Origin of the sequence: Bacillus cereus G9842 (assembly GCF_000021305.1) — a bacterium.
GTDB classification, from domain to species: Bacteria; Bacillota; Bacilli; order Bacillales; family Bacillaceae_G; genus Bacillus_A; species Bacillus_A thuringiensis_S.
In genome coordinates, this window is record NC_011772.1 from 3022169 (window position 1) to 3034776 (window position 12608).

Below are 12608 nucleotides of genomic sequence, written 5' to 3' on the forward strand. Positions count from 1 at the left end.
TTCAGAAAGAAACTATATATAGTTTTCAGGAAATTGCTATTTTTAAAATTAGGGATGGTGATATGTAAATATACTTATTGAATTAATAATAACGCCTTTGAAAATAACTTAACCAAAATTAGTTAAAAAATGTATTAAAAGTAAAAATAAGAAATGTTTTCGAGCATAATTACAATATTAAAAACATCCTTTCTTTTAGTTCTAAAGAAAGGATGTTTTTATAACAAGCTTTTTCAATTGTCTATTCTATAGGGTAAATTTATTAGTGTTCTTCTCTTTATTATTTCATTAAGTAACATTAGCATTACATTCTGTATGGTTTCTTTAAAAATTTCAGTAAAAGAATATATTAATTTTGAAGTGTACAAATAGGGAGAGTGACTTCAACTGTAGTCCCCTTATTCACTTCACTCTCAATAAATACCTTTCCCTGATGTGTTTCAATGATTTTATAACAGATCATTAACCCTAAGCCAACCCCCTCTTCTTTAATACTATAAAAAGGTTCTCCAAGGTATGGTATACGTTCTTTTGGAATCCCACACCCTTGATCGATAAAACGAATTCTTACTTGATTATTATCAAGTATATTTATTTGAATCAGAATTTCCCCTCCCATCGGCATAGATTCAATTGCATTTTTTAATATATTAACAAATACTTGTTTTAATTGATTTCCTTCACATGAAATCAATGGAATACCAGGGTTAAGATCGATTCTGAATTTTATATTATGCATCATTGCTTGAGGTTGTAGTAGCATTAAAACTTGATCCATTAGCACACTAATATCATTAGGTTGTATTTTTACCACCTGTGGTTTGGCTACCGCCATAAATTCAGTTGTTATGCTCTCTATACGCTCAATCTCTGATGATACTATATTAATATAACCCTGATTATTCTCATTTTCTGTTGATTTTAGTAATTGCATGAACCCTTTCATTGCAGTTAATGGATTATTAATCTCATGAGCCATTGCAGTCGCTAATTGTCCTACAACAGCAAGTTTTTCAGATTTTCGTAATAATTCTTCTGTTTTTAGCCGTTCAGTGATATCACGAGAAATACTTAGGAAAACCTTTTTACCATTTAAGTTAAAAACACGAACACTAAACTCAGCTGTTATTACTTTTCCTGTTGGAAAAACATATTCATCTTGCAAAGTGAAGGAAGTTTGTCCCTTTTTAATTTTTTCTAATAGCCTTACGATCATTTGAGAATCTTGTGGTACTATATTTGAAAATGATAATGAGAGCAACTCTTCTCTACTATATCCAAATCTTCTACACCCAACAGGGTTCACCTCAATAAATCGACTTGGAGCATTATCTTCATTCAGCTCTACTACATATACCGCATCAGTTGCTTGTTCGATTAGTGCACGGTACTTCATTTCACTATCTCTTAATTGCCGGTGTAATCGATGCCGTTCTCTTTCTGCTTGTTTTCTTTCAGAGATGTCTCTACATATTGCTGATAAAGCTATCACATTTCCTCTTACATCTAGTATAGGAGAAACTGTCAGACTAACATCAAGAAGACTCCCATCGCTCCTTTGTCTAACAGTTTCTAATCTAGTAACCACAGATTCACCTGTTAGAATTTTCTGAATATTTTCGAGCGATTCTTCCATTAAAAAATCTGGTACACAAGGTAATCTCTTACCTATGATTTCTTGTGATGACCACCCAAATATCTTTTCATAAGCTTTATTGGCTTGTAAAATATGCCCTTCTCGATCAGAAATGGTAATAGCATCTAGATTGTGCTTTATAAATGATTCCAATAATTCTTTGGTAGCGCTTAATTCTGATTCTACCTTTTTCCTTTCGGTTATATCAACTGTAGAACCAACAACTTCAATAACTTGTCCATTTCGTTTAATCGGCCTAAGCGCAATAAGAATAATAGTTTTATCATTTGGCCAAGGTAATTCAAATATAATTTCTTTTCCTTCCCATGCCTGAAGATAGTACTTCATCAATTGTGGAACTAAATGTGGAGGAACAATAGAAGCATCAATAGTACGTAAGCTTTTTCCTACCACCTGTTCAGAATAAAATCCGTTTTGATAATAAAACTGTCCATCACATAAAGTGTGTATAAAGTGCTTATCCACTTTTTTAAATTTAAAAATTCCTCCTTGAAGCTCATGTACGGTATCTGCAAGTTCTTGCTCCGATTTTTTTAATTCTCGATTCATTTTAGATAAGTCCTGTGTTAAATAATACAATCTCTGGTAGGCTTCCATAAGGAATAGCCCAATTAAAAGTCCTAACGCTATATATAATAGGCCTCCTGTGTAAAGTAATGTAGTATTAAATAATACGCCAACTAACCACTTTATTCCAATAAAAACAGAAAAATATAACGATGCACTTTTAAAAGGATGTAGTTTTTTAAAATAAGTTTTAAAAGTAGAAAATAGAATCCCCATACCTAAATAAGCAATCACAGGAGGTTCCCAATACCCTCCAGTGTAAAAGATACGCATTACAATTATGCTAATTAACGTAATCCAACCAGCAATACGACCAAAGTAAATAAAAGATAGAATAAGAGGAACAACTCGAAGATCGTAAGAAAATCCCATGTATGGAAAAGAAAAGAACATTAACGTAACTGCAATAATCCCTCCATAGAGCTTTTCGAAATATCGACTAGAATTAATTGTAAACACTTGAATAAATATTGCTGCGCTAACTAATAAAGAAAAAATAGAAAGGTTGATGAAATAATCTTTAATAATCATGTAATGTCCCTCCTTGCATTAAGTGTATTCGACAAAAAAGCTAAAAATCCTACAAATTGTATAAACAGTTCAAATGCATAAATTTTAAACTAGGATAAAATCTGGAAAAGTAAATAAGGAGCACAGCAGATGAGATATTTTAATGAAAAATAGTTCAAAAAAGATAATAATAGTAACCGTTGACTACTATTATCTTTTTTCTTTAAGTTATCGTAATACGTATGAAACTCTAAGGGACGTGGTATGTCATTTCATCAAACAATGATTATATGCTGAGTCATGAATATAGAAACTTCAACAGTAATTTTTGAAAAATAACATAAAAAACAAAACTATCTTTGAAAATGGAAAAAATCTATATAAATGTCAACTAATCTATGTACAAAAACGTTCACTTAATTTTGCATAAAGTCACTCCACTTAGGAAGCTAAGTAGTTCTTCAAGGTCGATAAGAACACCTGTAGATGCTTCAGGATAACTACATAATTGTATGAGTAATGTACTTGAAACCTTTCGGTAAAACCATACACATAATACAACTAACTCCTTGGTTCAATATTTACTTTTTCGCTGAACAAATTCTTTTTCTTGAGCAAAATATTCTAGGATATAAGGAGATTTTTCAATTAACTTGGTGTCTAGTTTATTCTCCAGCTCCAATTACTTCGTTACTTTCAGATTCAGTTCATTATATTTTGTATTTTGTCTTTATACACAACATATTCTTTACCATCCACTACTGCTACTACCGCAAATTCATCATTTGGATTGAATGAAAGCCAATCAGCCCACATGTTAGTATTAGCCCCTCCACTCCACATATTATGAACAGTGTTTTTAGTTAAATTCATAACTTTATAAGACGCATTTGGCGCATTTGTTCCAGTCTTTATTTCAAAAGTGTATGCGTTATGAATTTTTTTATAAAAGTAGAAAACGTTTGATGGACGAAGCTGATTCAAAAAATCCTGTTCTTTTTTCTCTGCAATTTTTATCCCTTCTTGCAAAGTGACAACATCTGTTTTTAATGTTTTCCAACTGTTTTTCGCTGCATTCAAGCTAGGGGTTAAGAATTTATATTTATTTTGATCAGCTTTTTGATCAGCTTTATCAATATGTCCCATTACACCCGAATATTGAGAATCTAAATCCTCCCATTGCGTAGACATATAAGTAAGAGCAGTGATAGCACTATCAAGCATACTATGCATATCACTAATATTATGAAATGCAACTCCAACTACACGATTCAATGTTATTTTATAATCTACAGTCTGACGCAATTTTGCTAATTCAGGTTCTAGCCAACCTAACTTACCTCTTGCATCACCTATCATTATGCCACCAGCAATCAAGGTTGGAATAAAGGGGATTTTCACCATGTCTAACCCCTTAGATTCTATGTCTTTCTGATATTTTACTTGTCCTAAAAGGTCCTCTAGACGCTTTTGGTCAGCCTCCACATCAGCACCTTGTTTTTTTAAAATCGATTGCAATGTCTCTTTATGACTTCCAAATGTTCTAACATCTTCTCCAATAGCATTTTTTAATTGAATTAATTCTTCTATTAATGCTTTTGCAGACTTTTGATTTTGTTGAATTCCTCCCTGTAAATCTGTAATCCCTTTTTTTAAAGTATCTCCATTTCCAGTATTAATCGCCTCTACTAATGTTTCATAATAATTTTCAAATTTTGTATCGTATTCTATAATGCCTGTCAATGTATCAAAAAGCTGTTTTTTTACTTGTGTATTCCATGTAACAGCATGTGCTCTTGCATTCTTTTGATCTTGTACAATTTTACTAGGTAAATCTGCATTTCCATTAATAGTTATTCCTTCAAAACTCACATCTGGATTATTAATTAGCAAATAAGAATATTCATTCATAGCTTTTGCAAATAAACCAGCATCTTGCAAAGCTTTTTTCATCTGTTCTTCATTTGCTGAAAGAGATATATTTTCAGTGTTCGTTTGTTCAATTTCAATCGCAAAAGTTTCTAGTGGTATGACTGCATAAGTAGTTGTTATAGTTAAAAACGCTGATACAGCGAGTAGTTTATTAGGGATTTTTTTCATCATTTCGTATTCCTCCTATATAAGGTATGGTTTCAAGTTCTAATCTTATTAAAAAGCGATGTCTTTCAAAATGAGTTCTACATCTTTTATCAGTATCGTTTGAACTTTCTTTAGCAGCCTTCAAATCATTAAGTATTAAAGAAAATGTATATAATCCGCTTCAAATTAACCGATTCTGTTGCAAATTTTAAAAAAGCAATTAAACTACAAGGTTATTTTTTATTCGAATCATACTTATATATAATTGAAAGGCGAAGTCTTTAATGAGACTCCGCCTTTCTGTTATATAAGGATTTATTAATTATTACTTTTCTGTTTAACAGTGTAATCATAGACTTTCTATGTTTTAGTTCACTTTACGCAGAATTAATATTTCCCTATTTTTGTGGAGTAACAGTTTCCACTTTTAATTCCTTTATTCCTTCTTTTAATGTAACAGCATCTGTTCGTAATGTTTTCCAACTGTCTTTCGCTGCATTTAAATTAGGTTTTAAGAATTTAAATTTATTTTGATCGGCTTTTTGAGCTGCATTCTCAATATGCCCTAGAACGCCCGAATATTGAGAATCTAAATCATGCCACTGCGTGGACATATAAGTAAGAGCGTTAATAGCATCATCAAGCGCCTTGTGCATTTCATTAATATTACTGTAAGCAACTCCAACTACACGATTTAAGGTTACTTTATAATCCACAGTCTGACGTAATTCTGCTAATAAAGGCTCTAACTTACCTAAATTATCCCTTGCTACTCCCACTATAATACCGCCAATTATTGGTAGACCCAAAATAGCACCCTTCATTACATTAAACCCATCAGATTCTAATTGTTTATAATAGTTTACTGATCCTAATACTTCTTCTAGACGCTTTTGATCGGCATCAACATCTGCACCTTGATTTTTTAAAATTGACTGCAAGAGCTCTTTATTACTTCCAAAAGCTCTAACATCATGTCCAATAGAGTCTCTTAATTTAGTTAATTCTTCTATTAGTTGTTGTGCATACTTTTGATTTTGTTGAATTTCACCTCGCAAATCTGTAATCCCTTCTTTTAAAGTTTCTCCATCCCCTGTATTAATCGCTTCTACCATTGTTTCATAATAATTGTCAAATGTTGTATCGTATTCAACAATACCATTCAATGTATCTAAAAGCTGTTTTTTTACTTTCGTATCCCAAGTAACAGCATGTGCCCTTGCATTCTTTTGATCTTGTACGATTCTACCAGGTAAATCTACATATCCATTAATGGTAATTCCCTCAAAATTCACATCAGGATTCTTAATTAACATATAAGAATAGGCATTCATAGATTTTGCAAATAATCCAGCCTTTTGCAAGGTCTCTTTCATTCTCGCTTCATTTGCAGAAAGAGTCGTATCTCCATTGTTCGTTTGTTCAATTTCACTTGCAAAAGTTGTTACTGGTGAAACTACATTAGCAGTTGTAATAGTTAATAGCGTCGATACAGCGAGTAATTTATAAGGGATTTTTTTTATCATTTCATTTTCCTCCAATTTAGGTTTTAAATTTCAGTTCTACTCCTGTTTAAAAGCAATATCTTTTGAAATGAATTCTGCATCTTTATGAATATCATTCCAACTTTCTTTAGCGGCTTTTAAATCATCTGGTATTAAAGAGAATTTGTGGTCTTGCATAGAATCGATATTATCCAGTAAATCTGTATAATTTGCGCCCATTGTATTCCATTGCTTTTGAATATTTGTTAGAGACAATATCGCTTGATCTACAGTCTGATATAAATATGCCAATGTTTCTTTCGCGTTAGTAAGCGAAAGAACTGCTTGATTAGCACGATCTGCTTTCATACTTAATTCTCCGATTTTGTTAGAAATTTCATTATAGGAGTCCATATGCTTAGATGCTGTGACACCAGCCGCAGTTCCTAGACCGATACCAGCTGCACCAAGAGCCGAGAGTCCACCAACAACAGCCGGTGTTGCTGTACCGCCAGTTACAACAATAACTACCGCTCCTCCAATAGCTGCAATAACTAAAATAGCTGCTCCCAATCCACCACCAATTGACCATGCTAATACATCATCAAAATGTTTTTTCTGTGTAGAACGAAGTTGCTCAATTTCAGCTTGAAGTTGTGGAATCGTTGCCTGTTGACCTGCTAATATTGCAGTTAATCCACCTTTCCCATCTGGACCACCAACATTATTTTTAAAATCTGTAGAATTTTGATATAGTTTCCCTTTGAAGTCTTGTAGCATCTTAATCACATCTGTAACTTCTTTTGAATTTGTATTGATTGTAGTAATTAAATCATTTATACCCTCTTTTAGACCTGCCTTATCTTTCTTTTGTACAGTTTCTACTAATGTGTCGTAATAATTTTGAAATTGTTCATCGTAATTTACAATATTACGAGCAGTTTTTTGAATCTGTGGCTTCGCTGTATCTAACCAGTAATTCGCATTGATTCGTGACAGCTCTTGATTAAGGTGAATATTTTTGAGCAACTCTCCCCCCTCTGAGCCTAAATCGATATTAGATAAATTTACATTTGGTTGCTTAATCATTGTTTTTGCGTATAAATCCATTACTAGAATATGAGACCCTGTTTCAGCTAATGCTTTCTTCAGTCCTTCGGGGCCTAATGCATAATTGCCTACTTTTTGTTCTTGAGCGGTCGTTTCTTGTGCAAATGCATGAATAGTGTTACCGGTAGTAGCAGTTATAACAGTTGCTAATGTAGCTAAAGTTAGTACTTTGAATGGAAATTTTTTCATGACTATTCTCCTTCTTTCGCTAAATGCTTATAATCTGTATGAATTCCCTAAAAACGCAATATTAAAATTTATATACTTGTTCTTCAAGGTAACTTATTACATTTTTTAATTGTCTTAATGTATCTTTTTGAGACTGCTCGTTAGTTGTATCAACATTAGTAGATAATTTTGTAATGCTATTTTTTATTAGATTTAAATCTTCTTTATAGCGCTTTAGTAGATCCAGTTCTACATCTACTTGATTTGCAAACGTATGCAAATCATTTTGTGTAAGAAGAAGCATTGATTTTTGTAAATCAGCTATTGATAGTTTCGTTGTTAAATCATATATTTTTTGATTTTGTTTCTCTAAATCATCTAAATATGCTCGCTGTTCTGCTGTTAATTTATTTACTTCAGCAAAAACGCCAAATGTTTTCTTAATCTTTTCGGTATCAATGACCTTCATCAGGTCATACTCTTGTGTTTTTGCTGCGGCTGCGGCTGCTATTTCACCTTGTTTGCTTTTCTCAATTGCTTCACGAGCTGCTTTTTTTGCTGATTCAATCTCTAGAGCAGTTTTACCTTGTTCTGTCGCTTCTTGCGCCGCTTTTTTCTCCGCTTCTAGAATAGAGTTGTTAATTTCTTTTCCTTTGTTATACGCTGCCACCCCTGCTTGAGCAGCTGGTTCAATAATTTCTTTTGAAAGACTATAAACTTCTTTGAATATAGCAAATCCCTGCTCATTTAAAGCTCCTGGTATTAATGCAATTTGCTGTAAATCATTTTGAATTGCTTTTTTGGTATTTAATATTTCATTTTTTAACTGATCTATTTTTCCTGTTCCATCTGTACTTAGTATGCCTTGCGCAGTTGCCACATTAGTATCAAAATCTTTTAATTTTTTATCAAGCTGTAATTTAAGATCTGTTAATTCATTGATTTGTCGTTGCGCATTTTCTTGATTCGTCATAGCCATTTCTTGAAGTACTTCAAGTCTATCCGAAAACCCTTCTCTATCTTCTTTATTGTCTACAAACGATTTTAATGTCGGGTAATAACTATTAAATTTTGTTACAAATCCTTTACTTTTTGAATTTAATAGAATTAACTGTGGATAGAGTTCCGATGACCATTCCTTCATATCTTGTTTGATTAGGAATTGATTGGTATTTAAAGCTGGGACTTCCTCTAGCTGTACATTAGGACTCATTAAAGATTGATCAATATACGTTTGGATTAATTTAGATTGCGCACCTAATTTTCGTAATGAAGAGGAAATATCCATGCCTTCCTGTTGAGTTTCCGCTTGAACGATTGGTGTTGCGAGAGTATTGATAGGAATAGTTGCTCCAGTTACAATGGATGTGACTAATAATCCTGTCATTATTTTAGTTTTCATTCCGTACACTCCTTTACCATTGTTTTTATAACTTAATTCATATAACTTGTACGACCGCTCTCTTTGTAAACTGGATAAGAAGGAGAAATCTTTCAGATACGTTAATATCGTTGTTTTTTACTTCTAATAGGATGTAAGGATTTTATTTATCTCTCATTTCGATACTCTATTTTTTTAAATATAAATAACAAAAATTTATTAACTATATTTGAATCAGGCACCTTATGAGTAGTAAATTATTAATTCTTTCCTAAAGTTGCGGTTTAACTTACAGAATCGTGAGGATCAATAAACCAATGCTTACAGTTAATCTTGTCATAACATTGTTTAATTTCAATTTGATAATATCCCTCTTAGTTTTGTCAGCAAACTCCTTAGTAGACAACAAAAGGTGAAATTATACTGTACATTACTTATACTTTTATTGCGGAATAACTTCACTTTTGTTATGCAGAAACTTAGAACACGTTTATTACCAATTTGATTCTTGACCTCTTGTAAATAAATTGACTATTTAGAAAATTATTAAAGACATAATGTTACTTATAACTTCACTATAATTCCTATTAGCGTAACCTTCTCCTTTCTGTCTGGTCATACCAGTTATGTTGTTCATTAAAACATTAAATTTTTAATGCGTAAATAGAAAAATTTTGTCGATTATGCTCGATAATTTACTGTTAAATAAAAATATGAACCGAAAAAAATTATATAAATATAGTTATTCGTAAATTTCATTTCTGTAATTGTAATGATTACAAATTAATGTGTATACGGTTAAAAATAACTATTTTAGCTCAACCAAGAAATTTTATTTTAGAAAAAATACTTATAGAATAATATAATAGGTTTTTTTATACTTTTTTACCTTTATTTAGTTATGTATAATTGCATAAAATGTAGATATATTTAGTAATATATGTTATATTATTGATTTTTTCACGAAATATCCCAATATCATTATTAATAAATATCTAATATGAAGATATTAGTCTATAAACTTATCATCGTTATAAACATAGGTTTTAAATTACAAAAAAGCTACAAAGCTTCCTTGGAACACTTTGCAGCCTTCTATCTTTTTGTTTCCTTTAGCAAAATAATGGTTAGTGAATTTTCATTTTTTGGGATACTTACACCCATGTTTAAGTCTTTACATTGGAGACAGTAGGTAACAAACTTATATTATTGTATATTTTTCACGGTACTGCCTAGGGGTCATGCTAGTGATTTTTTTGAAAACTCTTATAAAATAACTTTGGTCATTAAAGTTAAGCCAAGCACAGATATCTGATAACGAATAAGTAGTGAGTGTTAATAATTTCTTTGCTTCTTCCACTCGTTCCCTTTGAATATATTCGCTTAAAGTAATTCCCATTTCTTTTTTAAATAGTTTAGACAGATAAGTAGGCGTAATTTCTAAATGATTAGCAAGTTCATTCAGAGATATTCCATCGTAAACATTTTTATTAATATGTTTTATACATGTAGTAACCGCGTAAGAATACTTTTTTGCATTGTATTCTTTCACACGATCTGCAAAAGTACGTAAAGCATCCCCTGACAATCGCTTTACAGATTCTACATTATCTAATTGTTCCAGGGTTTGTATATATAAAATACTATGAGCAAAAGCAATATCTGGTGGCAGGTTTCCTTCTATTGCATATCGAGTGGCTAAGGTAATCGCAATAATTCCAAGGTTTTTTTGATTCCTGAGCGGATCCTCTATTAGCATAAGTTCAACATCTTCTTGCGAAACCGCATACATATACTGTATTAACTTTTTTTATTCCCTTCTTTAATAGTCGAAAAGAAATCATTTACTAATGACATATTGTGCGTTTTAGGTTTGTTTTGTCGACGTTTTAAAATATATAAATCAGGTTTCACATTTTTATTAGGAATTTCCTCTAGTACTTTATTTTTTTCCAAGACAATATCTACATCTAACTTTTCATTGAAAATCATGTAATGTAATAGAATTCCCATATCAATTAATGTAGTTTTTTTAATCTCAGATAAACACTGATAATAGGCAAGTCTTTCTTGAATGTTATCATTTGATTTAAATTCTTTCTGAAATTTTATGATCATATCATCTGAATCTTTTGGATGTATAGTAGGACCGATTATAATAGTCCCTTTAATATCATCATGATTTTCTATATGAATTAGAACAAAATTTTCAAGATAGTTGTTACTTCGGAAAAGTGGCAAGTTAAAGGGATCGTTTTCTTGATAAATATCACTAAGATGTTCTTCTTTTGAAGAATAAAAAGGACTACAAACATTATCAGATGTAGAATGATATAAAATTTTTCTGTCTGCAGATAAAATATGTACAGGGGCATTAAATGCTTTATGTGCAAGATCACACAAGTGTTGTATATCGATAGAAGTATTCATTACATTCTCCTTTATAGATCCATAAAATATATTCTGTTAGATATAATTCACGACAAATAATACTATAAAATATCAAATTAGTACAATTCACAACAAAATATTACTATATCTTTTTTATAAAAATCATATATTATTTAATTGTAGTTAGCATCTAAATATCAGAGTAGATAAGTAAACGAAATAAGCTAAGTTCTTTTCTTAATTCTACAAGATATAATTATTGAACTTGAGAAAACAGTGAAGCACTACAAAATACAGTGGTAGTCAATGCGAGGACCGAGATAGAAAAATATTACAAATAAAACGAAAGTAACAGGAGATACTGTACCACCGCAAGAAATAACAGTCAAAGTTCCAATTCAATCATTTATACAAATTGAATTCAAAAAATAAATACTGCTAATTTAAATATGAAACTGAAAAACTATTTTGCTCCAAATTTTAGAAAAAGATAATAAAGAAGTCGTGAAATCGGAAAAAGAGGAAAGCGATACGGCTATTTTTGAAACACTATGTTTTGAAAAGTACAAGGTGGAGGAAATTCAAGTGCTCAATTAAACATTTAATTGAGAGAAAGGTCTTTTCATCAACTAAAAATAAAAATAAAAAACGAATGGAATATTCAAAAAATGACACTATATTACTGGTCGTAACATTAGTTTTACTTTCCACAAAAGAGGGAAAAATATATAGACTTTACAAATACTAAGAATAGCAAAATAGCTAGTTTTATTACCGCATCACATAAAGTGAAACTTTAATCAGTGGGGGTTTTGTTCATCCCCCACTGATTATTAGCCCACACAAATCGGGCTTTTACAGACAGTTGATCCCCCACCTAACTTCTTTGCTTCCGCTGAATTTTGAGGTGGGGGTCTTACTGCCCGGCAAATAGCGGGATAAACTTATTATTAATTTCCAAACACAATAGTTGTTAATCAACAAAAAACTTCAATAATTAAGGTACACAGTAAATTGATCTCAAAACAGTAATTACTACAGTATCAGTTTTTACTTATTCTATAAAAAAAGAAATATCACTTAACAATTATTATTTTATATCGATTTAGACATAAAACATTATATTATATCAGCTTAAGTATTATGGAATTAAAATTACAAATAACACCAAAACTATTTTAAGAGCTCATACATCGTTCGTATCGAATTTACCACTTTTAGATACCTATGTCATTAACACAACTAAAAAAGATTATCACAA

The 12608-nt window shown here is 31.1% G+C and carries 6 protein-coding genes and 2 pseudogenes; 1 reads left to right on the forward strand and 7 read right to left on the reverse strand.

Features of this window, described 5'->3' with window-relative positions; all coding sequences use genetic code 11:
* Nucleotides 1-349: 349 nt before the first annotated feature.
* From BCG9842_RS15260 to BCG9842_RS31355, 7 genes and pseudogenes are all read right to left on the reverse strand, one after another.
* The gene (locus tag BCG9842_RS15260) at nucleotides 350-2755 is read right to left on the reverse strand and encodes a PAS domain S-box protein (RefSeq protein ID WP_000584294.1); all 2406 of its coding nucleotides are present in this window, start codon (nucleotides 2753-2755) and stop codon (nucleotides 350-352) included.
* A gap of 433 nt (nucleotides 2756-3188) precedes the next feature.
* A pseudogene (locus BCG9842_RS31650) lies at nucleotides 3189-3416 on the reverse strand (hypothetical protein); the annotation flags it as partial.
* 20 nt (nucleotides 3417-3436) lie between these two features.
* Complete coding sequence (gene hblB, locus BCG9842_RS15265; protein ID WP_000976160.1) at nucleotides 3437-4837, reverse strand: hemolysin BL regulatory component HblB; 1401 nt, start codon at nucleotides 4835-4837, stop codon at nucleotides 3437-3439.
* Between the two features lie 374 nt (nucleotides 4838-5211).
* Nucleotides 5212-6339 carry a hemolysin BL binding component B gene (gene hblA, locus BCG9842_RS15270; RefSeq protein ID WP_000591978.1) on the reverse strand — a complete coding sequence of 376 codons (1128 nt, stop codon included), beginning with the start codon at nucleotides 6337-6339 and terminating at the stop codon, nucleotides 5212-5214.
* Between the two features lie 36 nt (nucleotides 6340-6375).
* Nucleotides 6376-7596, reverse strand: a complete 1221-nt coding sequence (gene hblD, locus BCG9842_RS15275) for a hemolytic enterotoxin HBL lytic component L1 (protein WP_000714435.1) — start codon at nucleotides 7594-7596, stop codon at nucleotides 6376-6378.
* A 61-nt stretch (nucleotides 7597-7657) separates the two neighbouring features.
* On the reverse strand, nucleotides 7658-8977 hold the full coding sequence (gene hblC, locus BCG9842_RS15280) for a hemolytic enterotoxin HBL lytic component L2 (RefSeq protein ID WP_000850235.1): 1320 nt from the start codon (nucleotides 8975-8977) through the stop codon (nucleotides 7658-7660).
* 1180 nt (nucleotides 8978-10157) lie between these two features.
* A pseudogene (locus BCG9842_RS31355) lies at nucleotides 10158-11386 on the reverse strand (helix-turn-helix domain-containing protein).
* A gap of 429 nt (nucleotides 11387-11815) precedes the next feature.
* On the opposite strand from BCG9842_RS31355, the gene BCG9842_RS29965 reads away from it, so the two are divergent.
* Complete coding sequence (locus tag BCG9842_RS29965; RefSeq protein ID WP_003281887.1) at nucleotides 11816-11944, forward strand: hypothetical protein; 129 nt, start codon at nucleotides 11816-11818, stop codon at nucleotides 11942-11944.
* Nucleotides 11945-12608: the final 664 nt, after the last annotated feature.